The sequence below is a fragment of the Virgisporangium aurantiacum genome, from assembly GCF_016863635.1.
GTDB classification, from domain to species: Bacteria; Actinomycetota; Actinomycetes; order Mycobacteriales; family Micromonosporaceae; genus Virgisporangium; species Virgisporangium aurantiacum.
Window position 1 is genome coordinate 1 of the sequence record NZ_BOPG01000065.1, and the last position, 25,159, is coordinate 25,159.

The 25,159-nt window shown below is 71.0% G+C and carries 22 protein-coding genes and 1 pseudogene; 14 read left to right on the forward strand and 9 right to left on the reverse strand.

All coding sequences use genetic code 11. From position 1 onward, the window contains the following. The first annotated feature begins 490 nt into the window (after positions 1 to 490). The 3 genes from Vau01_RS44025 to Vau01_RS44035 all read left to right on the forward strand — a co-directional run bounded on the left by Vau01_RS44025 (position 491) and on the right by Vau01_RS44035 (position 4,415). Complete coding sequence (locus tag Vau01_RS44025) at positions 491 to 2,557, forward strand: putative bifunctional diguanylate cyclase/phosphodiesterase (RefSeq protein WP_204006157.1); 2,067 nt, start codon at positions 491 to 493, stop codon at positions 2,555 to 2,557. A gap of 85 nt (positions 2,558 to 2,642) precedes the next feature. Continuing rightward, positions 2,643 to 2,876 (forward strand): hypothetical protein, encoded by a 234-nt coding sequence (locus tag Vau01_RS44030; RefSeq protein WP_204006158.1) that lies wholly within the window; start codon positions 2,643 to 2,645, stop codon positions 2,874 to 2,876. Positions 2,877 to 2,888: 12 nt separating this feature from the next. Then, positions 2,889 to 4,415 (forward strand): ATP-dependent DNA ligase, encoded by a 1,527-nt coding sequence (locus Vau01_RS44035; RefSeq protein ID WP_204006159.1) that lies wholly within the window; start codon positions 2,889 to 2,891, stop codon positions 4,413 to 4,415. On the opposite strand, the gene Vau01_RS44040 is transcribed toward Vau01_RS44035, so the two are convergent. Both Vau01_RS44040 and Vau01_RS44045 read right to left on the reverse strand, forming a co-directional pair. Continuing rightward, complete coding sequence (locus Vau01_RS44040; protein ID WP_204006160.1) at positions 4,405 to 5,100, reverse strand: hypothetical protein; 696 nt, start codon at positions 5,098 to 5,100, stop codon at positions 4,405 to 4,407. The two genes, Vau01_RS44035 and Vau01_RS44040, sit on opposite strands and share 11 nt — an antisense overlap. Positions 5,101 to 5,135: 35 nt before the next feature. Further along, positions 5,136 to 5,897: an SURF1 family cytochrome oxidase biogenesis protein gene (locus Vau01_RS44045; RefSeq protein ID WP_239152329.1), complete on the reverse strand. Its 762-nt coding sequence runs from the start codon at positions 5,895 to 5,897 to the stop codon at positions 5,136 to 5,138. A 113-nt stretch (positions 5,898 to 6,010) separates the two neighbouring features. Here Vau01_RS44045 and Vau01_RS44050 point away from each other — a divergent pair, with 113 nt between their 5' ends. Then, positions 6,011 to 8,095 carry a cobyrinic acid a,c-diamide synthase CobB gene (locus Vau01_RS44050; RefSeq protein ID WP_308440511.1) on the forward strand — a complete coding sequence of 695 codons (2,085 nt, stop codon included), beginning with the start codon at positions 6,011 to 6,013 and terminating at the stop codon, positions 8,093 to 8,095. Then, a complete protein-coding gene (locus Vau01_RS44055; RefSeq protein ID WP_204006164.1) occupies positions 8,095 to 8,676 on the forward strand; it encodes a GNAT family N-acetyltransferase in 582 nt (193 codons plus the stop codon). Before Vau01_RS44050 ends, Vau01_RS44055 begins: the two co-directional genes overlap by 1 nt. On the opposite strand, the gene Vau01_RS44060 is transcribed toward Vau01_RS44055, so the two are convergent. Next, a complete protein-coding gene (locus Vau01_RS44060) occupies positions 8,663 to 10,792 on the reverse strand; it encodes a transglycosylase domain-containing protein (RefSeq protein WP_308440512.1) in 2,130 nt (709 codons plus the stop codon). The two genes, Vau01_RS44055 and Vau01_RS44060, sit on opposite strands and share 14 nt — an antisense overlap. 126 nt (positions 10,793 to 10,918) lie before the next feature. On the opposite strand from Vau01_RS44060, the gene cobA reads away from it, so the two are divergent. Further along, positions 10,919 to 12,115, forward strand: a complete 1,197-nt coding sequence (cobA, locus tag Vau01_RS44065) for a uroporphyrinogen-III C-methyltransferase (protein ID WP_204006168.1) — start codon at positions 10,919 to 10,921, stop codon at positions 12,113 to 12,115. A gap of 84 nt (positions 12,116 to 12,199) precedes the next feature. Here cobA and otsB read toward each other — a convergent pair. Beyond that, positions 12,200 to 12,994, reverse strand: a pseudogene (gene otsB / locus Vau01_RS44070) (trehalose-phosphatase); the annotation flags it as partial. Then, entirely contained in the window at positions 12,991 to 14,403 is a 1,413-nt protein-coding gene (locus tag Vau01_RS44075) for an alpha,alpha-trehalose-phosphate synthase (UDP-forming) (RefSeq protein ID WP_239152331.1), read from the reverse strand. The gene Vau01_RS44075 and the pseudogene otsB, both read right to left, overlap by 4 nt. Before the next feature lie 146 nt (positions 14,404 to 14,549). Here Vau01_RS44075 and Vau01_RS44080 point away from each other — a divergent pair, with 146 nt between their 5' ends. From Vau01_RS44080 to Vau01_RS44100, 5 genes are all read left to right on the forward strand, one after another. Then, on the forward strand, positions 14,550 to 15,131 hold the full coding sequence (locus Vau01_RS44080) for a hypothetical protein (RefSeq protein ID WP_204006174.1): 582 nt from the start codon (positions 14,550 to 14,552) through the stop codon (positions 15,129 to 15,131). A gap of 103 nt (positions 15,132 to 15,234) precedes the next feature. Next, the gene (gene ettA, locus Vau01_RS44085) at positions 15,235 to 16,911 is read left to right on the forward strand and encodes an energy-dependent translational throttle protein EttA (protein ID WP_204006176.1); all 1,677 of its coding nucleotides are present in this window, start codon (positions 15,235 to 15,237) and stop codon (positions 16,909 to 16,911) included. Positions 16,912 to 16,937: 26 nt separating this feature from the next. Continuing rightward, positions 16,938 to 17,312: an acyl-CoA thioesterase gene (locus tag Vau01_RS44090; RefSeq protein ID WP_204006178.1), complete on the forward strand. Its 375-nt coding sequence runs from the start codon at positions 16,938 to 16,940 to the stop codon at positions 17,310 to 17,312. Next, on the forward strand, positions 17,309 to 17,953 hold the full coding sequence (locus Vau01_RS44095; RefSeq protein ID WP_204006180.1) for a DUF8185 domain-containing protein: 645 nt from the start codon (positions 17,309 to 17,311) through the stop codon (positions 17,951 to 17,953). Before Vau01_RS44090 ends, Vau01_RS44095 begins: the two co-directional genes overlap by 4 nt. A gap of 164 nt (positions 17,954 to 18,117) precedes the next feature. After that, positions 18,118 to 18,657: a type III secretion system chaperone family protein gene (locus Vau01_RS44100; RefSeq protein ID WP_204006181.1), complete on the forward strand. Its 540-nt coding sequence runs from the start codon at positions 18,118 to 18,120 to the stop codon at positions 18,655 to 18,657. A gap of 8 nt (positions 18,658 to 18,665) precedes the next feature. On the opposite strand, the gene Vau01_RS44105 is transcribed toward Vau01_RS44100, so the two are convergent. Further along, positions 18,666 to 19,175, reverse strand: a complete 510-nt coding sequence (locus Vau01_RS44105; RefSeq protein ID WP_204006182.1) for a hypothetical protein — start codon at positions 19,173 to 19,175, stop codon at positions 18,666 to 18,668. Positions 19,176 to 19,324: 149 nt separating this feature from the next. On the opposite strand from Vau01_RS44105, the gene lepA reads away from it, so the two are divergent. The 3 genes from lepA to Vau01_RS44120 all read left to right on the forward strand — a co-directional run bounded on the left by lepA (position 19,325) and on the right by Vau01_RS44120 (position 22,049). Further along, on the forward strand, positions 19,325 to 21,205 hold the full coding sequence (gene lepA / locus Vau01_RS44110) for a translation elongation factor 4 (RefSeq protein ID WP_275424011.1): 1,881 nt from the start codon (positions 19,325 to 19,327) through the stop codon (positions 21,203 to 21,205). Next, positions 21,202 to 21,699, forward strand: a complete 498-nt coding sequence (locus Vau01_RS44115) for an NUDIX hydrolase (protein ID WP_275424012.1) — start codon at positions 21,202 to 21,204, stop codon at positions 21,697 to 21,699. The genes lepA and Vau01_RS44115 overlap by 4 nt, the downstream gene beginning before the upstream one ends. A gap of 65 nt (positions 21,700 to 21,764) precedes the next feature. Beyond that, positions 21,765 to 22,049: a GlsB/YeaQ/YmgE family stress response membrane protein gene (locus Vau01_RS44120; RefSeq protein ID WP_204006184.1), complete on the forward strand. Its 285-nt coding sequence runs from the start codon at positions 21,765 to 21,767 to the stop codon at positions 22,047 to 22,049. 367 nt (positions 22,050 to 22,416) lie between these two features. Here Vau01_RS44120 and Vau01_RS44125 read toward each other — a convergent pair whose 3' ends face one another. The 3 genes from Vau01_RS44125 to Vau01_RS44135 form a co-directional block, all read right to left on the reverse strand. Continuing rightward, a complete protein-coding gene (locus Vau01_RS44125; RefSeq protein WP_239152332.1) occupies positions 22,417 to 23,331 on the reverse strand; it encodes a phytanoyl-CoA dioxygenase family protein in 915 nt (304 codons plus the stop codon). Between the two features lie 158 nt (positions 23,332 to 23,489). Further along, positions 23,490 to 24,338 carry a hypothetical protein gene (locus Vau01_RS44130; RefSeq protein WP_204006185.1) on the reverse strand — a complete coding sequence of 283 codons (849 nt, stop codon included), beginning with the start codon at positions 24,336 to 24,338 and terminating at the stop codon, positions 23,490 to 23,492. A 61-nt stretch (positions 24,339 to 24,399) separates the two neighbouring features. After that, positions 24,400 to 25,146 (reverse strand): enoyl-CoA hydratase-related protein, encoded by a 747-nt coding sequence (locus tag Vau01_RS44135; protein WP_204006186.1) that lies wholly within the window; start codon positions 25,144 to 25,146, stop codon positions 24,400 to 24,402. Positions 25,147 to 25,159: the final 13 nt, after the last annotated feature.

Below are 25,159 nucleotides of genomic sequence, written 5' to 3' on the forward strand. Positions count from 1 at the left end.
CCACCACGCCAACCGCTACGCCGACACCATCCGCGCCAGCGGCAACCGGGTGGTCGTCGAGTCCGGCTTCGGCTGGAAGACCGCCTGACCCAGCAGCACCCCTGACCAAGCAGCACCCCGAAGCCCCACCCCCGCGCGGAACCCCCGGCGCGCGGGGGTGGGGCCGCCCGTGTTTGCGGATCTTGGACTCCGTGCGGGCCTGTGGCACCTCGCGCAGTCCAAGATCTCGGAAGCGGCCGAGCGCCACGGGTCACCCGGATGGGGTCGGCCGGATGGGCGTGGCTTTTAGGACTTGGCGCGCCGTTTGTACTATAAGTTCTCCGTGGCGCTACAGCAGCCGACCGAGGTCGGCAGGGTGGTCCGCCCCATCCGGCGCCCGCGGCCCCGAGGTGGGGCGGACGTTCCAGCGGCGACGGCCGCCCACCCGCCCGCGACCGACGGATCCGCGCAGAACAGCAAGCGCTCACGCCGTCTCGGATGGGTTTTTGCTTTGAGCGCCGGTGTGCCGTTGGCCGCGCTGTCCGCGATTCTGCCCGCGACCGCGGCCGTGCCGCTCACGCACGGAGTGCGGGGAGCGGCCGTCGTCGCGGCCGCGATCGCGGTGGCGCGGCGCGGGAAGGCCTGGGCCCTGATCGTCGCGGCCTGCGCGGCCTGGGGAGCACTCGCGGCCGTGCCCGGGCCGAGCCTGCTCATGCTGCTGCCCTACCCGTTGGTGGCGGCCGGGCTGGTGTGGCTCTCGCGGACCGGTGGGCCGGTGGCGCCGGGACTCCTCGTCGACGCCGCCGTGATCACCGGTGCGGCGGCGATCGGTGGCTGGCTGATCGTGGTCGAGCCGGCCGGGGGGAGGCTCGGCACCGGGCTGGCGTACGTGGTGCTCGACCTTCTGCTGGTGGCGGCGGCCTTGCGGCTGGTGGGGTTCGGCGGACGGCCGCCGCCCGCGCATCTCATGCTCACCGCGGCCGTGGCGGCGCTGGTCGGCGGCGACATCGTGCACGCGCTCGGATCGCCCGCGTTTCCGCTGCACACGCTCTGGACGGTGGGCGTTGCCGCCGCCGCCCTGCATCCGGCCAGTGCGCGCCGGCCGCGGGGACGGTCGGGGCCGGTGGCGGTGTCGCCGCGGCGGCTGGCGGTGTTCGCGGTGCTCGCGCTCGGGGTACCGGTGGCGCCGGCGCTGGTGCAGGACGCGCCGGCCACCGCCCTGGTGCCCGGGTTCCTCGGCGCCGGCGTGGCGCTGCTGCTCGTGGTGCGGCTGGCGATGCTGGCGTCGCTGGTGGGGAAGACCGCCGAGGCGCTGGCCTACACGCGCGCCCAGCGGGAGGCCCTGCGCGACGAGCTGGCCCACCGCGCCAACCACGATCCGCTGACCGGGCTGGCCAGCCGTGCCGCGCTCACCACCCGCCTCACCGGGCCGCAGCGGCACAGCAGCCTCGTGCTGTTCGACCTCGACGGCTTCGCCGAGATCAACGACGCGCACGGGCACGAGATCGGCGACGCGCTGCTGATCGAGGTGGCCGGCCGGTTGCGAACGAGTTTCAAGGGTTCCGTGCTCGCCCGCCTCAGCGGCGACGAGTTCGCGGTGCTGTGCCGGGGCGACGGCGAGGCGGCGGCCCGGCGGGCGCTCGCCGCCCTGCGGCCGGCCTACCGGATCGGCGGACGGGAACTGCACGTCACCGCGAGCGCCGGGATGGTGCGCATCTCCACCGCGGCCGAGGCGCTGCGCGACGCCGACCTGGCCCTCGACGCGGCGAAGACCACCGGCCGCGACCGGCTGGTGCTCTTCCGGCCCGAGCTGAAGGAGGCGCTGCTGCGCCGGAGCACGCTCGCCGGCGCGCTCCGCCACGCGGTCACCCGTGGCGAGCTCGAACTGCACTACCAGCCGGTGGTCGAGCTGGCGACCGGGCGGATCGTCGCGGCCGAGGCGCTGATGCGGTGGCGGTACGCCGGCGAGTCGGTGCCGCCGCTGCACTTCGTGCCGCTGGCCGAGCAGACCGGGCTGATCGTCCCGATGGGGTGGTGGGCGCTGCGGGAGGCATGCGCGCAGGCGGCGCGGTGGTTTCCAACGGCGGTCACGGTCAACGTGAGTGCGCACCAGCTCCGCGAGGACGACTTCGCCGGCCGGGTGCTGGCGATCCTGAAGGCGGCGAAGGTGCCGGGCGAGGGTTTGATCATCGAGGTCACCGAGTCGGTGCTCATCACCGACGCCGACGCGACCCGGGCCACCCTTGAGCGGCTGCGGTCGCACGGGGTCCGGGTGGCCGTCGACGACTTCGGGACCGGCTACTCGTCGCTGTCGTACCTGATGTCGCTGCCGGTCGACGTGCTGAAACTCGACAAGGCGTTCGTGGCGCAGCGTCAGGACGCCATCACCGGCGCCGTCCTGAAACTGGCCGAGGTACTCGATCTGGTGACGATCGCCGAGGGCGTCGAAGACGAGGATCAGGCCGGTGTGCTGGCCCGTCTCGGGTGCCCGTGGGCACAGGGTTACCTGTACTCGACCCCTGTCCCAGCGGCCGACATCGATGCGCTCCTCGCAGCCGACAAAACCCGTGCTCACTGATTCGCACCGGCTGTGCGTCTCCCCCGCACCAATCCGGAGGTTGTCTAGGTGACGAAGTACACATGACGACTTCGGGAGGGGTGACATGGTGGTGCAGGAACTCGCGAGCATGCGGGCGGAAGCCCTGTTCGTGTCCGACGTGCAACGATCCGACCCGCTGACCGCCGACCTGGTGCGGGAAGCGGTGTCGCAGAACGTCCGCCGGTACGGCCCGCGCGGCCTCGCCGCCAGGGTCGCCGAGGAGTACGGCGAGCACCCCGAGTGCGCCGTCGGCCGCATGAGTTGGTGCCTGGGCACTGTGGAACTCGCTTACGCGTGATTGATTGGGTCCGTGCTGTTCGCGGACCTCGCGGCCACGTCGGCCGCGGTGGCGGCCACCTCCGGCCGCCTCGCCAAGATCGACCTGCTCGCCGCCTGCCTGCGCCGGCTGGCCACCGACACCGCGGATCCCCGCGGGCTCGCCGCCGGCGCCGCCTATCTCGCCGGTGAGCTGCTCCAACGCCAGACCGGCGTCGGTTACGCCAGTCTCCGCGACCTGCCGGCACCGGCCGAGGTCCCGACCCTCACCGTCGAGTCCGTCGACCAGAAGATCGGCGCGATGTCCGTCGTGGCCGGGCGCGGATCGCAAGCCGAGCGCCGCCGTTTACTTCAAGATCTTTTTGTGACGGCCACAGCGCCGGAACAGCGCCATCTTGTCGGTCTGCTGAGTGGCGAGCTACGCCAGGGCGCCCAGGCCGGGCTGCTCGCCGACGCGATCGCCCGGGCCGCCTCCCTTCCCGTCGCGGTGATCCGCCGCGCGCTGCTGCTCAGCGGGTCCCTCACCGAGGTCGCGGCCGTCGCCCTGGCCGGCGGTTCGTTGGACGACTTCAGCCTCACCGTCGGCCGCCCGCTCGCACCGATGCTCGCCTCCAGCGCACCCGACGTCGCCGCCGCCCTGGAGGCGGTGGGCCTGCCGGCCGTCGCCGACGTGAAACTCGACGGCATCCGGGTGCAGGTGCACCGCGACGGCGATGAGATCGCAGTGTTCAGCCGCAGCCTCGACGACATCACCGCCCGGGTGCCGGGGGTGGTGTCGGTGGTGCGCTCGTTGCCCGTACGCACCGTGGTGCTCGACGGCGAGGCGCTGGGCGTCGGCCCGGACGGGCGTCCGCTCCCGTTCCAGGAGACGTCGAGCCGCGCCGCCCGCCGCGACGGGGCGATGCCCGTGCAGCCGTACTTCTTCGACGTGCTCCACCTCGACGGCGCCGACCTGCTCGACGCGCCGCTCACCGACCGGTGGGCCGCCCTGTCCGCGCTCGTTCCCGCGTCGTCGCTGGTGGGGCACTTCGTCGTGTCGTCGCCGGAGGAGGCCGACGCGGCGTGGCAGTCGGCGCTGGCCGCCGGCCACGAGGGGCTGGTGGTCAAGTCCTCCTCCGCGCCGTACGACGTGGGCCGCCGCGGCGCGGCCTGGGTGAAGGTCAAGCCCCGGCACACCCTCGACCTGGTGATCCTCGGCGTGGAGTGGGGGAGCGGCCGCCGCAAGGGCTGGCTGTCGAACCTGCACCTCGGCGCCCGCGACCCGGCCACCGGCGGCTTCGTGATGCTCGGCAAGACGTTCAAGGGCCTCACCGACGAGATGCTCCGCTGGCAGACCGAGAAGCTGCTGTCGCTCGCCACCGAGAAGGGCGACTGGGTGGTGAAGGTGCGGCCGGAACTGGTAGCCGAAATCGCGTTCGACGGGGTGCAGCGCTCGTCCCGCTATCCGGGCGGGGTGGCACTCCGCTTCGCGCGGGTGGTGCGCTACCGCGACGACAAGACCGCCGCCGAAGCCGACACCATCGACCAGGTCAAAGAGCTGGCGACCTGGCTTACCGCATAGCCATGGCGCGGGCGTAGTTGACCTGGTTGTGGACGTGCTGGGCCTGTGCCTGGTTGTAGACCGGGATCCGCGCCACGTAGGTGAACGGGCCGTTGGTGACCGTCACCGCGATGGTGCCGTTCAGCACGGTCTCCTTCGCCAGCAGGAACAGCAGGCTGAAGATCGTGAGGATGCAGAAGCCGACGATCGCCAGGACGATCGCCCAGGTGGGGGTCTTCTGGGTGGAGATCCACTGATCCTGCGCCGTCCACTGCGACCCGTGCAGCGGGCAGCCGCCGACCGGGGTGTGCACCATCGTGGTGGTGACGGCGATCTCGCCGATCTGGCACAACGGCTGCTCGCCCATGCCCGGCCCGGGGCCGCTGACCGGCACCATCGCGCCGCTCACCGGCGCGCCCGTGTTGTACTGCGGCCCGCTGACCGGCGCGTAGGGCTGGCCGTACTGGGGGCCGCTCACCGGCTGGCCGAAGGCGGGTCCGCTCACCGGCTGGCCGTACTGGGGCTGGCCGGGTGGCGGGCCAGGCTGGGCGGGCGGGTACGGCCCGGGCACCGCCGGCGGCGGGTACTGGGGGCCGGGATTCGGCGGGCCGCTGGCGGGCGGACCGCTCATCGGCGGACCCCCGTATCCCGGTTGGCCCGACCACGGCTGGTCAGGCTGCTGCTGGTGTGCCCCGTGCTCCGCCATGGAACGGATGCTATCGGTAGCCACCCGCCGACGGATCAGCCGGCGGGTGCCGATTCCCGGTCGAAGTCCCTTTCGGCCGGTTCCGGCCGGTTCTCGCGGACCTGCCGGCGCACCAGGTAGACGTACCCCACCACGGTGAGCGCGGCGAACGCCCACCACTGCAACGCGTACCCGCCGTTCTGCAGCGTCCCCTCGTACTCCACCTCGATCGGCCGGAGCCCCTCCTGCTCGATCGACACGTAGCCGCCCAGCACCGGATACGGCAGCTCACCCGCGAGGAGCGCCGGGTTGATGCGGCGCACCTGGAGGCGGCCGCCGGTGCGCTCGACCGTGCCGAGCCGGCGTTCGGGCAGGCGCACCGCGCCGGTCACCGTGACGTCGCCGCTGGGCGCGGCCGGGTAGTCGGGGACGGTCGCCGCGTCGACGCCCGCCGCCACCCACCCGCGGTCGACCAGCAGGGCCGTGCCGTCGGGCAGCACCAATGGCGTGATCACCTCGAAGCCCACCTGGCCGTCGACGGTGCGGCCGCGGGCCAGGATCTCGTTGGCGGAGTCGTAGCGGCCGGTGGCCGTCACCTTCGTGTACCGCTGCGCCTTGCCGGGGGCCCGCCCCGTTACCAGCACGTTCGTCACCGGGACGGGCGCGGCGGTGGCCGCCGCGTCGATGCGGTCGTTGATCGCGGTCTTCTGGTGGTACCGGTCGAGCTGCCAGTTGCCCAGGCCCACCATCACCACGGCGAGCCCGGCCATCAGCGCGGCGAGGCCCAGCCACCGACGCGTGAGCAGGAACCGGTACACGGTGCAACTCTAATGAGGCTCACGCATGGTTGTTCCGTCGCGGTATCGTGCGCGACGTACGTCGCGACCGTGCTCGGGAGGCTTGACGGGGTATGAGCTCGATTCCGCGAATCGTGATCAGCGCACCCTCCTCGGGGCACGGCAAGACCGCCGTGTCGGTCGGGGTGCTCGCCGCGCTGGCGGCGCGTGGGCTGCGGCCGGCCGGGTTCAAGATCGGTCCGGACTACGTCGACGCGGCCTACCTGGGGCTCGCGGCCGGGCGTCCGGGTCGCAACCTCGACCCGCGCATGGTCGGCTCGCACCGCATCGCGCCGCTGTTCGCGCACGGCGCCAACGGCAGCGACGTGGCGATCGTCGAGGGGACGATGGGCCTCTACGACGGGCTCACCAGCCGCACCGACAGCGAGTCCACGGCGCAGATCGCGGGCCTGCTGCGGGCGCCGGTGATCCTGGTGGTCGACGTGGCCGCGATGGGCCAGTCGGCCGCCGCGCTCGTGCACGGCTTCCGCACCTACGACGAGCTGCTCTGGCTCGGCGGGGTGGTGCTCACCCGCACGATCTCCAGCCGGCACGAGCACCTGCTGCGCGAGTCGCTCGCCGACATCGGCGTCCCCGTGCTGGGCGCGCTGCGTCGCCGCGACCTGGCCGCGCTCGGCGCCGGCGGGGCCGCGCTGCCGCCGCGCGAGCACGGGCTCGCGCCGGCGGCCCACAAGAATTTGGACGCGCTGCGCGGCATCCGCCGGCTCGGCGAGCTGATCGCGGGCGCGGTCGACCTGGAGCGGGTGCTGATGCTGGCCCGGTCGGCGCCGCGGTTGGCGACCGACGCGTGGTCGCCCGCCGACGCGGTGGCGCTCGACGAGCCGACCGGCGACGTCTTCGCGCCCTACGGAACCGGCCACCGGCCGGTGATCGCGGTGGCGGCGGCCTACGGCTACGCCGAGACGCCCGAACTGCTCGCGGCCGCAGGCGCCGAGGTCGTGCACATCGACCCGCTGCGCGACGAGCGGCTTCCCGACCGCATCGACGCGCTGGTGATCCCGGGCGGGCTGCCCGAGGCGTACACCGACCAGTTGTCGGCCAACACCCGACTGCGCGGCGACGTGCTGGCGCTGGCCCGCACCGGTCGCCCGATCATCGCCGAGGGCGCCGGCATGGTGTGGCTGGGCCGGGAGGTCGACGGCCTGCCGATGTGCGGAGTGATCGACGCGACCGCGCACACCTCCGACCGCTACGTGGTCGGCTACCGCGAGGCGTCCGCGGTCATGGCGTCCGTCGTGCACGGGCGCGGCGACTCGGTGACGGGGCACAAGCTGCACCGCACGAACGTCACGCCGCGGGCCGGTGGCCGGCCGGCCTGGGTCTGGGCCGGTGGGCATCCGGAGGGCTTCATCGAGGGCGCGGTGCACACGTCGTACCTGTCGCTGCACTGGGCGGGCGTGCCGCGGATGGCGTCCCGGTTGGTGAGCGCCGCGGGCGCGCTGTCGGCGGCCTACTCGCCGCCCCAGCTGCCGACGTCGGCGTCGGTGTCGCAGAGCTGGCCGCTGCCGACCGCGGGTACGTACAAGTCCCCGGCCGCGTCGGTAACGCCGGCGCTGCCCCCGCCGTACGTCACCGACGGCGAAGACCTGCCGCCCCTGGAGCCGTGGGCGCCGGAGATCCCGCCCCGTGTGGAGCCGGGAGTGTCGAGCCCACCGGCCTTCGGCACGGCGACCGTGCCGGCGTCGGCGATCCCGGCATCGGCGATCCCGGCATCGGGCGTGCCGGCATCGGGCGTGCCGGCGGGCCCGGTGTCCGCGGACGCCGCGCCGGCCGACCCCGTGCCGGCGGCCTCCGTCTCCCCGGCCCCGTTGACGGCGGGTTCGGTGCCCACCCACGACCCGGAGCCGCACCCGGGTGACACGGGCGGGTGGCCGAAGCTCCCCACGCAGCTCGGCAACAAGCAAACGGACGAACCGGCGTCGGTACCGGTGTCCGCGACCCCCGGTTCGGCGGATCCGGTCTCGGCGACACCGGTATCGGCCGCGCCAACCCCGGCGGCGCCGACCCGGGACGACGCGAACGCGCCGGAGCCGACGTCGCCGGCGGCAGCGGAAGAGGTTTCCGCCGCGCGGGACGGGGAAGACGACCCGGGCAAGCCGTCCGGGGGCGATCAGCCCGGCGGTCCCCGGACCCGGCCGGCCGGCGTGGAGGCTGTCTGATGCACACCGGCTGGCCGGTGCCGGTCCGCCGGTTTCCGGACCTGACGGTCGCCACCCCGCGGCTGCACGTGCGGCAGCTCGCCGTCGCCGACGCGGAGCCCGTCACCGAGATTTTCGCCGATCCCCGCACCCGGCGGTGGCTGCCGTTCCCGCCGCAGCACCTGGTGGTCGACGGCCTGTCCTGGTGCACCGACCTGGCCCAGGAGCGCCGCCACAACGGCGACGGCGACCACTACGGCGCCGTCCGGCGGGAGGACGGCTGCCTCGTCGGCTGCCTGTGGACGCACCGGACCGACTGGGTGGCCGGCACCGTGGAGGTCTCCTACGCCGTGGCGGCGTCCGCGCGCGGGTTCGGGGTGGCCGGCGAGGCCGTCGACGCGTTGGCGATCGCGCTGCTGTTCGAGCACGGCTTCGAGCGCGTCGAGGTGCGGGTGGCACCGGGCAACATCGCGTCCCGCCGGGTCGCCGAGAAGGCCGGCTTCAGTTACGAGGGGCTGCTCCGCAACGCCGGGTTCGTCCACAGTGGACGCGTCGACGTCGAGGTGTGGTCACTGGTGAAGGCCGACCTCAGGTCCGCGTAGCCGGCTTGGTGTGCTTGGCGGGCTTGGTCGGCTTGCCAGCCATCCACGACGGCGGCGGCGTGAACCCGAGCACGGGCGTGCCGGCCAGCGCGTCGCGCAACAGGTACGCCACCGCTTCCTTCGGTTTGGTGCGGTCGTCGGCGGCCACGGTGTGGAACGGGTTGTCCGGGTCGGCGATGAAGGCGGCCGCGGTGAGGCTCGGCGTCATGCCGATGAACCAGATCGCGCGGTTGTCGTCGGTGGTGCCGGTCTTGCCGGCCACCGGGCGTCCCACCAGTTTGTAGACGGCGGGCGCCGTGCCGCCGTTGCACTTGCCGGCGGCGGCCTGGTAGCCGGTGACGCAGCGGGCCGCGTCCAGCCCACCGCGGGCGACCTCCGGTGCGATGGCCTGGGCGCAGCTCGGCCCGGGCGCCAGCGGCTTGCCGTCACCGTTGACCGTGACCCCGCCCGGCGCGGTCACCGACACCACCGGCAGCGGCGCGCAGTACTTTCCGTCGGCGACGAGCGTCGCGTAGGCGCCGGCCATCTCCAGCGGGCTGGTGTCGGCGACGCCCAGCGTGAACGAGCCCCACGTGCGCGCCTTCGCCGGTGACGCCTGGAGCCGGTCGATGTCGGTGTGCCACTGCAGCCCGAGGCGCTCGGCCATCCGCACGGCCGCCTCCGGCCCGACCCGCTCCTCCAGTTGGACGAAGAACGTGTTCACGGACTTGCCGAAGCCGCTCCACATCGTGTGGGCGCCGGACATCGACGCGGACGCGTTCGACGGGCACCAGTACAACCCGTTGCACCGCGTCGGGCTGTTCCACTCGGTCTTCCACTTGGACTGGTACCGCTGCGGGCTGTTGATCACCGTGCCCAGCGGCATTCCGCGTTCCAGCGCGGCGAGCATCGTGAACAGCTTGAACGTCGAACCGGCCTGGTAACCGGGCAGGTTGCCGCCGCCGAGCAGCGGGTTCACCGTCGCCGGGTAGTTGCCGCGGACGCCGAACTTCGCCCGGCGCGGATCGCTGTGCCGGCCGTTGCCCGCCTGGTTGAGCGAGTAGACCCGGTTCACCGCCATCGCCCGCACGTTGCCGGTGCCGGGTTCGACGGCCACCGTGCCCAGCGCGAACGCCGAGCCGATCTTCTCCCGGCTGGTCATCTGCGCGAACGCGGCGGCCTGCGTCTTCGGGTCGAGCGTGGTGACCACGGTGAGCCCGCCCCGGCGGAGAAAGTCGAGCCGCTCCATCGCGTTGCGGCCGTACTCCGGCCGGCTCATCCACCAGGTCTTGAACAGGTCGCAGAAGAAGCCCCAGTGGTTGACGGCCGGCGCCACGTCGACGCAGTCGTTCGACGGCTCGTGCAGCTTCAGCGTGATCGGTTCGGTCTGTGCCACGTACGCGTCGGCCGGCGTCACGAAGGCGGAGTCGACCATGCGGTCGATGACGTAGTTGCGCCGGTCGTGCGCGGCCGTCGGGTCGCTGCCGGCCGGGTCGTACGCCGACGGTGCCTGCACCAGCCCGGCCAGCAGCGCGGACTCGCCGACGGTCAGCTCCGCGGGCGTCTTCGAGAAGTAGACCTCGGCCGCGGCGTAGATCCCGTAGGCCCGGTGCCCGAAGTACGCGGCATTGAGGTAGCGCTCCAGGATCTCCTGCTTGTCGAGCTGCTTTTCCAGGTCGATGGCCAGCCGCATCTCGCGCAGCTTGCGGGTGGGCGTCTGCTCGGTGGCGGCGAAGATCTCCTCGGGGGAGTCGGCCGAGTCGCGCAGCGACATGCGCACGTACTGCATGGTGATCGTCGACGCGCCCTGCGAGACGCCGCCGGCCCGCTGGTTGGCGACGAACGCCCGGGCGATGCCGCGCGCGTCGACGCCGTTGTGTTCGAAGAACCGGGTGTCCTCGGCCGCGACGATCGCGTGCTGCATGTGCGGCGAGACCGCCTCGATCGGGACGGGGATGCGGTACTCCTCGTAGAACTGGGTGATCAGCGTGGTGCCGTCGGCGGCGAACACCCGCGACACCTGCGACAGCGGGGCGATCTTGAGCCGGCCGAGGTCGGCGCTGATTTCGCTGGCACCCTGCCTAACGCCCAGCCCGCCGATCGCCACCAGCGGATACAGCAGAACAGCGACCACCACACCCGCAAGGATTCCGGTTCGGACGAGGGTCGCGACCCGCCTTATGAAACGGACTCGCGCCATGGCTCTAGGCTAGGACAAATCATCCCAATTCATAGCCGAGTCCGTTTGGCGGATCATAATCCTGTGAACCTGTACCCGCTGGGGCTGAAGCTCGACGGCCTGCGCGTCCTCGTGGTCGGTGCGGGCGCCGTGGCCACCCGACGGGTGCCCGCGCTGCTCGACGCCGGTGCCGAGGTGGTCGTGGTGGCCCCCGCGGCCACGCCGGCCATGGAAAGCCTCGCCGCGACGGGGAAACTCACGTGGCACCGCCGGACGTTCGAGCCCGCGGACGTCGACGGTGCCTGGCTCGTCCAGGTGGCGGTCGACGATCACGAGGCGGGCAACGCGGTCAGCGCCGCCGCGTTCGAGCGTCGCGTGTTCTGCGTCCGCGCCGACGACCGGCACGCCGCGACCGCCTGGACCCCGGCGGTGACCCGACACGGCCCGGTCACGGTGGCCGTCCTCGGCGGCGGCGACCCCAAGCGGTCCGCCGCCGTCCGCGACTCCATCCGCACCCACCTGGAAAGCGCAAACGAGGAAGCGGCCGAGCCGGCGCGCGGGACGGTGGCGCTGGTCGGTGGGGGACCGGGCGACCCGGAGCTGATCACGGTGCGCGGCCGCCGACTGGTCGCCGCCGCCGACGTCGTGGTGGTCGACCGGCTCGCGCCCGGCCTGCTGCTCGACGAACTGCGGCCGGACGCCGAGGTCGTCGACGCGTCGAAGATCCCGTACGGCCCGGCCCGCACGCAGGAGGAGATCAACGCGATCCTGGTCGACCGCGCGTCCGCCGGGAAGTTCGTCGTCCGCCTCAAGGGCGGCGACCCGTACCTCTTCGGTCGCGGTGGCGAGGAGGTGCTGGCGTGCGCGGCGCAGGGCGTCCCCGTGCTGGTCGTTCCCGGGGTGACCAGCGCACTCGCCGCCCCGGCCGCGGCCGGCATTCCGGTGACCCACCGGGGCGTCGCCCACGAACTGGTGGTGGTGTCCGGTCACCTCGCGCCCGACAACCCCGCCTCGCTGGTCGACTGGCCCGCTCTCGGCCGCCTTCGCGGCACCGTGTGCGTCCTCATGGGCCTGGCGAACCTGCCGAAGATCGCCGCCGCCCTGATCGACGGCGGCCGCCCCCCATCGACCCCGGCCGCGGTCGTCCAGGAAGCCACCACGCCCGCCCAGCACGTCGTCCTAGCCACGCTAGCCACCGTTGCCGAGCTCGCCGCGGACATCCCCCCACCCGCCGTGGTGGTGATCGGCGACGTCGTGCACGCCCTCACCCCTCCGGGTTGATCTTGCAGTTGTGCTCGCTTGAAAGCGGGGCGAATCAGGTCAAAGAGGCGAGCACAACTGCAAGATCGACGGGGGTCAGGGGTGCTCGGCGAACAGCCACTCGCGCCGGGTCTGCAGGAGCACGGCGAGCAGCCGGGCGGCGTCGAGCGGGTCGGCGACCCGGTACCGGGCGAGCGTCTCGCCGGGGCCGACCTTGACCCCGACGTCGGGCCCGCGCAGGTGCGCGAACGCGTTCTCGTCGGTGACGTCGTCGCCGACGAACACCACCGCGCTCGCCGACAACTGGGCCCGCAGCGTGTCGAGCGCGGTCCCCTTGTGGGTGGTGATCACCGACAGCTCGACGACCTCCTTGCCGTTGGTCACCTGGATGCCGTCCCAGGTCGCCGGGCCGTCGCGGACGGCGGTGGCGACCCGCCGGGCCACGTCGCGCGGCGCGGTGCGCAGGTGCACGGCGACGCTGGCCGGCTTCACCTCCAGCTTCACGCCGGGCTGGTCCCGGATGACGTTCTCCAGCTCGCGGTGCAGGTCCGCGCGCAGCCGGTGCCGGTCGGGCGGCAGAGCGTCGACGAACCCGACGTCGAACTCGGACCCGTGGCTGCCCACCAGGTGCACCTCGCTGGGCAGCCGGGACAGGGCGGTCAGGTCGCGCAGCGCGCGTCCGGAGATGACCGCGACGCTGGTCTGCGGCAGCGCCGCCAGGCCCCGGATCGCGGCGACCGCCTCCAGCAGCGGGGCGGCCATGGCCGGGTCCTCGACGATCGGCGCGAGCGTGCCGTCGTAGTCGCACGCCACGAGGAGCCGGGGCACCCGGGCCACCCGGGCGGCAACGGTTCGGAGCTCACGGTCGAGCACCCCGGCGGGGTCTTCTCCAGACGTCATGCAGGTCGGCCCGTTCGATCAAGAGCGGTCAGGAACGATTCGGCCCACGCCTGGACGTCGTGGGTTCGCAGGTAACGGCGCATCGCGCGCATCCGGCGGGCCGCGTCGCCCGGCTCGATCTTGACCGCGCGCAGCAGCAGTTCCTTCACTCCGTCGAGGTCGTGGGGATTGCACAGGAACGCCTGGCGCAGCTCCGCCGCGGCGCCGGCGAACTCGCTGAGGACCAGCGCGCCACCGTTGTCGGCCCGGGCCGCCACGTACTCCTTGGCGACGAGGTTCATCCCGTCGCGCAACGGGGTGACCATCATGACGTCGGCCGCCAGGTACAGCGCGGCCAACTCGGCCCGGTTGTACGACTGGTGGAGGTAGTGGACGGCGGGCTCGCCGACCCGGCCGTACTCCCCGTTGATCCGACCGACCTCCCGTTCGACCTTCACCCGGAGCGACTGGTACTGCTCGATCCGCTCCCGGCTCGGCGTGGCCACCTGTACCATCACCGCGCCCGGCACCGTCAACCGTTTCTCGGCCAGCAGTTCCCGGAAGATCTTCAGCCGGCGCTCGATCCCCTTGGTGTAGTCGAGCCGGTCGACGCCGAGGATGACCGTCGCCGGCTTGCCCAGCTCCTCCCGGATCTCGGTGGCGCGCCGGCGCACGTCGTCGCTGGTGGCCAGCCGTTCCATTTCGGCGAAGTCGATCGAGATCGGGAACGCGCCGGCGCACACGGTGCGCCCGTCGGGCAGCTCGACGCTGTCGCCGCGCGGGCGCAGCCCGAGCACGTGCCGCGTGAGCTGCAGGAAGTTGTGGGCACCGAGCGGACGCTGGAACCCGACCAGGTCGGCGCCGAGCAGGCCCTTGAGCACCTCGGCGCGCCGCGGCAGCTGCATGAACAGCTCCACCGGCGGGAAGGGGATGTGCAGGAAGAAGCCGATGCGCAGGTCGGGCCGCTGTTCGCGGAGCATCGCCGGCACCAGTTGAAGCTGGTAGTCCTGAATCCACACCATCGCGCCCTGCGCGGCCACCTTCGCGGTGGCGTCGGCGAACCGCTGGTTGACCTTGCGGTACTCCTCCCACCACCGCCGCTTGTAGACCGGCGGCTCCACGGCGTCGTGGTACAGCGGCCACAGGCTGGAGTTGGAGAAGCCCTCGTAGTAGCGCTCCATCTCGTCGGCCGAGAGTGGCACAGGACACAGATCCATTCCGTCGACCTCGAACGGGTCCGGTGCCGGCCGGCCGACCTTGGTGGTGCCGCCGGTCCACCCGATCCAGGTTCCCTTATGCTGCGCCAGGACGGGTTGTAACGCCGTGACCAGGCCTCCCGGGCTGCGCCGCCAGGTCGTCCCCTCGGGGGTCTGCACCTGATCCACCGGCAATCTGTTGGCGACCACGACGAACGAACTGTTTCCCGTCACTCTGTGATCCCTCCGCAATGCAGCACGTTCGTCCAAGCTACCGAGCCTTCTACCGGAAACGTGCCTCGATATCACCTTGTGCTGGGCGTTCATCGACGCGCCTGCGATGCTCTAACCCTTGTCGTTTCTCTTGTGGGGGCCCGTAGATGTCCGACTTCGACGATGAACCACGTGGCCGGTCGGCGACCGGTGCGGTGATCATCGCCGTGATATTTCTCGCGATTCTCGGCACCGGGGTCGGCATCGTCCTCGGGTCCGCGAACAAGAAAGACGGCGACGACCGGGCGGGCGGCAACCCCTCCCCGACAGTGACCGCGACCGATGTCCCGAGTGCCAGCGCGACCGGCGGAGGCAAACCCACCAACACCAAGGCGCCCACCGGCACCAGGACGTACGCGGCGACCACCCGCGACAAGTGCCCGGAGCAGACCCAGGAGGCGACCGGGACGACGATGAGCGTCAAGCGCTACATCAAGACCAACCGCTCCGAGGTCTGGATCTGCAGCGGCGGCGGGAAGACCGTCTACCAGGGCCACCGCCTCGACAAGCCGTTCCGGGCGGCCACCAGCGACGACACGCTGTTCATCGGGTCGGTGCGGTACGAGGGCGGCGTGTACGCGGCGACGAACGGCGACACCACCTACTTCGTGGGCGCCGAATCGCTGCGCCGCGAGAAGAACGGCGTCGAGGAGGCGACCGAGCCGGTGGAGGATCTGTACGAGACCTGATCAGGGGCGATTTGAGCTAGCGGTGGACCGCCTGGAACAATTCCAGGCGGTCTCTCGCTGTACAGGCCGGATCACTCCCAAGACATTGAAGGGGCGCCGCACCGTGGCCCAGTTCATTTACACGCTCGAAAGGGCACGCAAGGCGCACGGCGACAAGGTCGTGCTCGACAACGTCACGCTCCATTTCCTGCCCGGGGCGAAGATCGGCGTCGTGGGCCCCAACGGCGCGGGTAAGTCCAGCCTGCTGCGGATCATGGCGGGGGAGGACCAGCCGAGCAACGGCGAGGCCCGGCTCATGCCCGGTTACACGGTCGGCATGGTCGCCCAGGAGCCCAAGCTCGACGAGTCCCTGACGGTCCTGGAGAACATCGAGTTGGCCGTCGCCGACACCAAGGCGAAGGTGGCCCGCTACAACGAGGTCGCCGAGCTCATGGCCACCGACTACACCGAGGAACTGATGGAGGAGATGGGCCGCCTCCAGGAGGAACTCGAACACGCCGACGCGTGGGACCTCGACTCCAAGCTGGAGCAGGCCATGGACGCGCTGCGCTGCCCGCCCGGCGACGCCGAGGTCGGCCCGCTCTCCGGTGGTGAGAAGCGCCGCGTCGCCCTGTGCAAGCTGCTGCTGGAGCAGCCCGACCTGCTGCTCCTCGACGAGCCCACCAACCACCTCGACGCCGAGAGCGTGCTCTGGCTGGAGCAGCACCTGGCGAAGTACCCGGGCACCGTCATGGCGATCACCCACGACCGGTACTTCCTCGACCACGTCGCCGACTGGATCCTCGAACTCGACCGCGGTCGCACCTACCCGTACGAGGGCAACTACTCCACGTACCTGGAGAAGAAGGCCGAGCGGCTGCAGATGCAGGGCCGCAAGGACACCAAGTTGAAGAAGCGGCTCGAAGACGAGCTGCAGTGGGTGCGGTCGAACGCCAAGGCCCGCCAGACCAAGTCCAAGGCCCGCCTGGAGCGGTACGAGGAGATGGCCGCCGAGGCCGAGAAGACCCGCAAGCTCGACTTCGAGGAGATCCAGATCCCGCCGGGCCCGCGCCTGGGCAACACGGTGATCGAGTCGCAGAACCTGCGCAAGGGCTTCGGCGACCGGGTGCTGATCGACGACCTGTCGTTCTCGCTGCCGAAGAACGGCATCGTCGGCGTCATCGGCCCGAACGGCGTCGGCAAGACCACGCTGTTCAAGACGATCGTGGGGCTGGAGAAGCCCGACACCGGCATCGTGCGGGTCGGCGAGACCGTGCACCTGTCGTACGTCGACCAGGGCCGCGAGGGCCTGGAGGGCAAGGAGTCGGTGTGGGAGCTCGTCTCCGACGGGCTCGACCACCTGATGGTCGGCAAGGTCGAGATGCCGTCGCGGGCGTACGTGGCCGCGTTCGGCTTCAAGGGTCCCGACCAGCAGAAGCCGGTCAACGTCCTGTCCGGTGGTGAGCGCAACCGGCTGAACCTGGCGCTCACGCTCAAGCAGGGCGGCAACGTGATCCTGCTCGACGAGCCCACCAACGACCTCGACGTCGAAACGCTCGGAAGCCTGGAGAACGCGCTGCTGGAGTTCCCCGGCTGCGCCGTCGTGATCTCCCACGACCGGATGTTCCTCGACCGCGTGGCCACCCACATGCTGGCGTGGGAGGGCGACGACGAGAACCCGGCGAAGTGGTTCTGGTTCGAGGGCAACTTCGAGGCCTACGAGAAGAACAAGATCGACCGGCTGGGCGCCGAGGCCGCCCGTCCGCACCGGGTGACCCACCGCCGGCTCACCCGCGACTAGTGGGCCGGTTCCACTACCCCTGCCCGTTGCGCTGGTCCGACCTCGACGCGTTCGGCCACGTCAACAACTCGCGCTTCCTCACGCTGTACGAGGAGGCGCGGGTGGCGTTGATGTTCGTCGAGGCCCGCAAGGGCGGGGTCACCGGCTTCGAGGAGGGCGTGGTGGTCTCCCGGCACGAGATCGACTACCTGCTACCGGTCGACTACACCGATCAGGTGCACATCGAGATGTGGATCGAGGAGATCCGTGCGAGCCGGTTCACGATCGCGTACGAGATGTTCGACGGCATTGCGGTCGTGAGCCGGGCGCGCACGGTGTGCGTCCCCTTCGATCTTGCCAACGGGCGGCCGCGCCGGCTCTCGACCGCCGAGCGGGAATTCCTGGAACCGTGGCAGGAGTGATCCCGGAGCCCGCCCGGGCCGACGTCGGCGCGTTCCTCAGCCGGCTGCTGCGGCTCGACAAGGCCGCCGTCGTCCGCCTCGTGCCGGGGGTCGGAAGCACCGCGTTGTGGGCCCACCTGCCGTTCGGGGTGCTGGTCGTGCGGGGGCTTCCGGCGGTCGGTGGTCGCGACGTCACGGTCCGCGCGGAAGAACTATTGGACGCGCTGAGCGGCGACGCCGCACTACCGGCCTCGCGAGATCCCGACTGGCGGTGGCTGCTGCCACCCTCGACCGGCCGCCGCGTCGAGGAGATTCCCGCCGCCGAGGTGCTGCGCGTGGCCGCCGCGGCGGCGGAGACCGCGCGCACGGCGCTCGACGAGGGCGTCGGCGGGCGCGCGGTGGGCAGCCGGCGGGTCCGCGACGCCCTGCTCGACCACGTGCCGATCGTCGTGGAGACGGCCGACGGCCGGGTCGACGTCCCGCAGCGGCTCGTGCAGGCGGTGATCCGCATGAACTTCGTCGGCGGGCCGGACGGGCCGCCGGTCGGCGTGCGCCGCGCGGGGCCGTGGGTCGGTCTGGCCGGCGCGTACGGAGCGGCCTGGCATCGGCCGATCGGGGAATCCCTCAACCTGCAGGTCTCGCCCTACCGAACGAACGGCTGACGGCTTATCATCCGATCACTCGTACGGGAAAATTGGGGGGATGCCATCCTTCCCCCGAACGGGTACCGTCGTGCCTCGGGTCCAACACGCGGTACTTATATGAATACTCACCGATATGTGCGGGCCCACTGGGGAGAGTAGCGCCGAAGCAGGGAGCGCGGGCTATGCCATGGTGGTCCTGGCGTGCCGGCCAAGCCGACACGTCGCCGGGTAACGAGTCACCGTCAGCGGTCGCGACGGTCGCGGGGATTCCGTCCGATGTGGACACTGCCGAGAGCGACGGCACAGTCCGTCCCGTCAATCTGGAGCGGCTGTCACAGGCGCTCGACGCCGTCGATATCCGTTTTCTCACTGATGTGTCGGGCAGCCTGCTCGCGTTGTGGGAGCGGCACGCCGTCCTGTTCACGCTGGAGGGCCCGACCGACGAGATCCTGGTGATGCGGGTCCGTCCGCACGCCACCGTGCCGCCCGACTGGGGCGACCGGGCGTACCGGGTGGTCAACGAGTGGAACCACACGCGCCGGTTCTGCAAGGCCTACGTCGGTGACCCCACCGACCGCAGCCAGTTGCCGATCTACGCCGAGATGCAGGTGCCGCTCGGCGCCGGCGTGCACGACGCGCTGCTCAACGAGATGGTCGACTGCGCGGCGGCCGTGGCCACCGGCTTCGTCGACTGGCTGCACGACGACGGCGGCCTGCTGTAACTGCCGGCTCAGCCGGCGGCCGCTACTTCGGCGGCGCCGCCTTGGCGCCGTTCGAGCCATCCGAACAGGCGCCGGGAACCGTGGCCGACGGTCGTGAAGACGATCGTCGGCGGTGCCGTCACCGCCAGCGCCACCGTCCACGCCACGAGTGCCCCGGTGCCCGACCCGGAAGCGATCAGAACGGCGCCCGGAATGTAGAGGGCCAGCAGCAGGGCGGCGCTCCCGAGCGTCGCTGCCAGCGTCTTCGTCCATTGCCAGCGGCGGGCCCGGCGGCCGGCGAGGTGGCCGAGCGCGGCGGCCGGTACGCAGACCAGGGCCGTGACCACGATGCCCAGCACGGCGGCCAGCGCGACCAGCAGCAGCCCGGCCAGCGGGCCACCGGTGTCCCGGTCGAAGGCGACCGCGGCGACGAGCAGGCCGCCGTACAGCAGCACACCCTCGATCACGAACACCAGCCAGGCCGCGAGAACGGCGGAGCCGTAGCCGGCCACAAACGCCAGTACCGTACGTGCACGCATCCGACAGCCACCCCGTCCCCGTTGATCACCACCTTATCGGTCGATGTCACGGATCCGGCCAGCGCGAACGACCGTGCACGCCGGTCGGGGCCCCGTTCGTGGGACGATAGAGGCTGACTCCCGCGTCACCTTAAGGAACGGACCCCTCTGTGCCACCGATGCTCGATCCCGGCAGCCACCCCGGCGCGACCTCGCCCGAGCGCATCCGGAACTTCTGCATCATCGCCCACATCGACCATGGCAAGTCGACGCTGGCCGACCGGATGCTGCAGCTCACCGAGGTGGTCGACGCGCGCCAGATGCGCGCCCAGTACCTCGACCGGATGGACATCGAGCGCGAGCGCGGCATCACGATCAAGAGCCAGGCCGTGCGCCTGCCGTGGGCGGTGCGCGAGGGTGAGCGGGCCGGCGAGCCGTTCGTCCTCAACATGATCGACACCCCGGGGCACGTCGACTTCACCTACGAGGTCTCCCGCAGCCTGGCCGCCTGCGAGGGCGCGGTGCTGCTGGTCGACGCGGCGCAGGGCATCGAGGCGCAGACGCTGGCGAACCTGTACCTGGCGCTGGAGAACGACCTGCACGTCATCCCGGTGCTGAACAAGATCGACCTGCCCGCCGCCCAGCCGGAGAAGTACGCCGAGGAGCTGGCCCACCTCATCGGGTGTGAGCCTTCCGACTGTCTGCGCGTATCGGGCAAAACCGGCGAGGGCGTCGCGCACCTGCTCGACGAGATCGTGCGGCAGTTCAAGCCGCCGGTCGGCGACGCCTCGGCGCCCACCCGGGCGATGATCTTCGACTCCGTGTACGACGTCTACCGGGGCGTGGTCACCTACATCCGGGTCATCGACGGGCGGCTCGATCCGCGCGAGAAGATCAAGATGATGTCCACCGGTGCCGTGCACGAACTGCTGGAGATCGGGGTCATCTCGCCCGAGCCGATCAAGTCGACCGGTGGTCTCGGCGTCGGCGAGGTCGGCTACCTGATGACCGGTGTGAAGGACGTGCGCCAGTCCCGGGTCGGCGACACGGTGACCATCAACGGCAAGCCGGCCACCGAGGCGCTCGGCGGCTACAAGGACCCGAAGCCGATGGTCTACTCGGGCCTCTACCCGATCGACGGGTCCGACTACCCGAACCTGCGCGACGCCCTCGACAAGCTCAAGCTCAACGATGCCGCCCTCAACTACGAGCCGGAGACCAGCACCGCGCTCGGTTTCGGCTTCCGGTGCGGCTTCCTCGGCCTGCTGCACCTGGAGATCATCCGTGAGCGGCTCGAGCGCGAGTTCGGCCTCGACCTCATCTCCACCGCGCCGAACGTGGTGTACCGGGTCGACCTCGAAGACGGCACCGAGCACATCGTCACCAACCCGAGCGAGTACCCGGCCGGGAAGATCGGCCAGGTCTACGAGCCGACGGTGCGGGCCACGGTGCTCACCCCGAACGACTACGTCGGCGCCGTGATGGAGCTCTGCCAGGGCCGCCGCGGCCAACTGCTCGGCATGGACTACCTCTCCGCCGACCGCGTCGAACTGCGCTACACGCTGCCGCTGGCCGAGATCATCTACGACTTCTTCGACCAGTTGAAGAGCCGTACGAAGGGCTACGCCTCGCTCGACTACGAGCCCTCCGGTGAGCAGGAGAGCGACCTCGTGAAGGTCGACATCCTGCTGCACGGCGAGGCCGTCGACGCGTTCAGCGCGATCGTGCACAAGGACAAGGCGTACAACTACGGCGTCACGATCGCGGCGAAGCTGCGCGGGCTCATCCCGCGTCAGCAGTTCGAGGTGCCGATCCAGGCGGCGATCGGCAGCCGGGTGATCGCCCGGGAGACGATCCGCGCCATCCGCAAGGACGTCCTCGCCAAGTGCTATGGCGGCGACATCACGCGTAAGCGCAAGCTGATCGAGAAGCAGAAGGAAGGCAAGAAGCGGATGAAGATGGTCGGCCGCGTCGAGGTGCCGCAGGAGGCGTTCATCGCCGCCCTGTCGACCTCCGACGGCACCGACGGCAAGGCGCCCGCCAAGAAGTGATCCGCTTCTGCCCGTCCTGCTCCGCTGCCCTGCCCGGGCCGCCGCCGGTCTCCTGCGGTGCGTGCGGGTATGCCCTCTTCGTCAACCCCAGGCCCACCGGGTTGACGATCATATTGGACGGCGAGAGCGTGCTCGTCGTGCTTCGCGCGCACGAACCACGGGCCGGCCAGTGGGCGCTGCCCGGCGGATTCTGCGACGGATGGGAAACGCCGGCACAGGCCGCCGTGCGCGAAGCGCGCGAGGAACTGGGTGTCGGCGTCGAGCTCACCGGATTCGTCGGCATGTTCCTCGGCGATTACGAGTTCCAGAACGAGACGCTGCCGGTTCTCGACTGTTTCTGGACCGCCCGCATCGACGCCGGCGATATTCACCTGGACGCACGTGAGCTGGGCGGATTTGAATGGGTAAAGATTGGCGATACCCCGCCGATGGCGTTTGAAACCATGCAATCGGCACTCGATGAGGTGGCCAGAAACCTCATTCATCGCGTTTGACTTCCGAATGCCCGGGGCATCCCTCTAGCACCAGCTAATAACCCCGGATCGGGAGGAATAAGGCCGTGACTGTCACTGGCATCATCACCGCACTCATCGTGGGTCTGGTCATCGGTGCGCTCGGTCGGCTCGTGGTACCGGGCCGGCAGAACATGCCGATCTGGCTGACCATGGTCATCGGCGTCGTCGCCGCTCTCCTTGGCACCGTGCTGGCTCGCGCCATCGGCATCGCCACCGAGACCAACGGCATCGACTGGATGGAACTGCTCGTCCAGGTGGTTCTCGCCGCCGTCGGCGTGGCCCTGGTGGCCGGCTTCAGCGGTCGGAGCCGCACCCGCCGCACGTACTAAGTAGTCCGTCCTCGGACGTGGGGAGGCCCCCGGTGCTGACGCACCGGGGGCCTCCCCACGTCCACCGAGGTGCACCTCGGCGCCGATCTTGCAGTTGTGCTCGCCGAAAAACGGGCGAATTCCGGCGAAAAGGCGGACACAACTGCAAGATCGACAACCGAGGGCTGTGCTCCGGCGCCGATCTTGCAGGTGGGGTGCCTTGTTCGCCCGCTTTTGCCCCTGTTTATAGCCCACCACAACTGCAAGATCGACTCTTGGCGGACGGGCGCGAGCCGGCGCGCGGCCTGAGGGCGGCGTACCCCGGCAACGGAATGGGAACGGCCCCGGTGCGTCAGCACCGGGGCCGTTCCCATTCGTACGGCGTTACCTAGCGGAGCCAGGGGACGGAGCGGTCGAGGCAGCCGCGGGTCTTGAGTTCCTTGCGCAGGGGGATCTCGTCGTCGACGTAGCCGTTCCAGTTGATGCCCCAGTAGTTCGCGGAGCTGGAGGCCTCGCCGCAGATCTGGCGCTGCACCGGCGTGCGGTTCTGCCACCACTCGCCGTTGTAGTCGATCGGCATGTCGTCGAGGTGACGGATCCAGCGGTAGGTGTACCCGACGAACAGCATCTTGCGGGTCACGTCGCTGTAGTTGGGCGAGCGCGAGTGCCAGAGGCGCCGGTCGAAGATGAAGCAGTCACCCGGGTTGGCCGTGATCTCCACGGTGCCCTCGGGGTCGGGGTTGTGCACGGTGGTGTCGGCCGGACGCGGCAGCGAGTTCCACAGGTGGCTGCCCGGGATGACCTTGGTGGCACCGCGGCCCGTCTCGGAGAGATCCGAAAGAACGTAGGCGACCTTCAGCGAGAACATCGGGCGGGGCAGGTTCGGGTCCATCGTCTCCGGGTCGGAGTTCTGGCGGTACCCGTCCTGGTGCCAGCCCCACGACGGGGGCTCCTCCTCGGGCGTCGGCGGGGTGACGTCGAGGTGGTTGTGGTGCGTGTAGATGTTCCAGCCGGCCAGGCCCCACATGTACGGGAACACGGTCGGGTGGGTGAGGAGCTGGCCGAACAGCTCGTCCCGGTTCAGGAACCCGAGCAGGTGCAGGACGCCGGTCTTCGCCTTGACGTTGCCCGCGAGCTTCTCCTCGTCGTACACCCGGTCGACCGCGGCTTCGAGCGCTGTCCGGTGCTCCTCGGTGAGGACGTTGCGTACCTGGAGGAAGCCCTGCTCGAGAAACTCCTTCCGGTCGGCGTCGCTGATCGGCTCGTAGCCGGTCAATCCGCCGTAGTCGAACGGTGCCGACACTTTCCACCCCTTGTTGCGACTCGGGCGAGGCCGGCCCCTGACCGGCTCGGTGGACTAAAGAACGCCCGATAGTAACCCTTGCGCCCAATGGGGCAACCCGACCGCCGTCCGCCCGACGGATACACCACAACGCGTAACGGAGAGTGGCCGACGACCCGTCAGGAATGGACCTCCGCGACGACGACCGTCCCGGTGGCCGTGCCGTCACCGCCTGCCCAACTGCCGGATTCCGAGGTCCACTGCCGGCCGCCGAAGGTGACCCGCTTGACGCCACGGTCGGTAGCGTGCGCCACCAGCCAGTGGGCGTACTGCCAGCCGGTCTGCTCGGTCTTGACGGTCACCGACACCCCGGCGGCGTCGAGGGTGCCGGCCTTGTCGCCCCAGTCGAGGCGCAGCCCCTGCACCAGCGCCTCGGCGGCGGCGGCACCGCGCGACTCGGGCTTGTCCGGGACCGTGCAGCCGACCGTCGCGCCGGCCTCGCCCGACAGGGCGCTGGCGAGCGTCACTGACCGGCCGGCCCACTGCTCGTACGCCTCGGGGTAGGCGCTGCGCTGGACGGCCTGTGCCGCGTCGGTGGTGCGCATCGTCTGCCAGCCCTTGACCTTGACCAGCACGTTGTAGAAGTTGGCTGACGCGTACCGCGGGTCGGCGATCTGCTCCGCCGAGCCCCAGCCCTGGCTCGGCCGCTGCTGGAACAGGCCGACCGAGTCGCGGTCGCCGCCGGCCAGGTTCTCCAGCTTCGACTCCTGCCACGCGGTGGCGATCGCGACCACGATGCCCTGCCGCGGGATCCCGCGGCGGATGCCCACCGCGGCGATCGTGGCGGCGTTGGCCAGCTGCGGAGCCTCCAGTTCGACCTGCTCGGTACCGGGCGCGCCGACCTTGCACGGGTACCCGGACGGCACGAGCAACGGCACATTGCCGAGCATCCGGACGACGGCGAAGACGCCGAGCCCGGCAAGCACGACGAAGGCCAGGAAGCCCGCGAGTACCGCCCATTTCCGCATGGCACAAAGGGTACGACCGCCAATTGAGAAAGTTGTGAAGATCCGATTGGGGTGGCCCGAACTAGGGAATCCAGTTTGGCTGGCGCTTCGCGAGCAGGGCGCCGATTCCCTCCCGGCCCTCGTCGGAGGTGAAGTAGCGCACCGACAACTCGGTCAATTCGGCCAGCCGGGCGCGGATCGGCGCACGGAGCAGGTCCTTCGTACCGGCCAGCGCGCCGGGTGCGCCGCGCAGCAGCGCCTGCGCGTACGCGTCCACCGAAGCGTCCAGAGAAGAGGCCGGCACCGCCGCCGTCACCAGCCCGACCTCGACGGCGCGGCGCGCGTCGAAGGTGTCGCCGGTGAGGAACAGTTCGGCCGCGGCGCGCGGGGTGAGGCGGGGCAGGACCGTCGCCGAGATCACCGCCGGGATCACGCCGATGCGCACCTCGGTGAACGCGAATGTCACGTCGTCGGCACAGACCGCGATGTCGGCCGCCGCGACAATGCCGAGGCCGCCGGCCCGGGCGGCGCCGCCGACGCGGGCGATCACGGGCTTCGGGGACTCCCACAGCGCCGCCAGCACGTCACCCATCCGACCCGCCGGCACCTGACCGGACTCGAAGCCCGCAACGGTCTCCTTGAGGTCGGCACCGGCGCAGAACGCCGGGCCGGTGTGCGACAGCACGATCACCCGGGTGCCGGGGTCGGCGACAGCGGCGGCCACGGCGTCGAGCAGCGAGGTGATCAGAGCCTGGGAGAGCGCGTTGCGGTTGTGCGGGCTGTCGAGCGTGATCGTGGCCACGCCGCCCGCGACTTCATGCCGAATCATGGGCGAAAGGTAG

Excerpts from the sequence above, each read along its gene's own strand:
- Vau01_RS44030 (WP_204006158.1), top strand. The coding sequence starts at position 2,643 with ATGGTGGTGCAGGAACTCGCGAGCATGCGGGCGGAAGCCCTGTTCGTG.
- Vau01_RS44040 (WP_204006160.1), bottom strand. The coding sequence starts at position 5,100 with ATGGCGGAGCACGGGGCACACCAGCAGCAGCCTGACCAGCCGTGGTCG.
- Vau01_RS44055 (WP_204006164.1), top strand. The coding sequence starts at position 8,095 with ATGCACACCGGCTGGCCGGTGCCGGTCCGCCGGTTTCCGGACCTGACG.
- Vau01_RS44080 (WP_204006174.1), top strand. The coding sequence starts at position 14,550 with ATGTCCGACTTCGACGATGAACCACGTGGCCGGTCGGCGACCGGTGCG.
- Vau01_RS44100 (WP_204006181.1), top strand. The coding sequence starts at position 18,118 with ATGCCATGGTGGTCCTGGCGTGCCGGCCAAGCCGACACGTCGCCGGGT.
- Vau01_RS44105 (WP_204006182.1), bottom strand. The coding sequence starts at position 19,175 with ATGCGTGCACGTACGGTACTGGCGTTTGTGGCCGGCTACGGCTCCGCC.
- Vau01_RS44130 (WP_204006185.1), bottom strand. The coding sequence starts at position 24,338 with ATGCGGAAATGGGCGGTACTCGCGGGCTTCCTGGCCTTCGTCGTGCTT.
- Vau01_RS44135 (WP_204006186.1), bottom strand. The coding sequence starts at position 25,146 with ATGATTCGGCATGAAGTCGCGGGCGGCGTGGCCACGATCACGCTCGAC.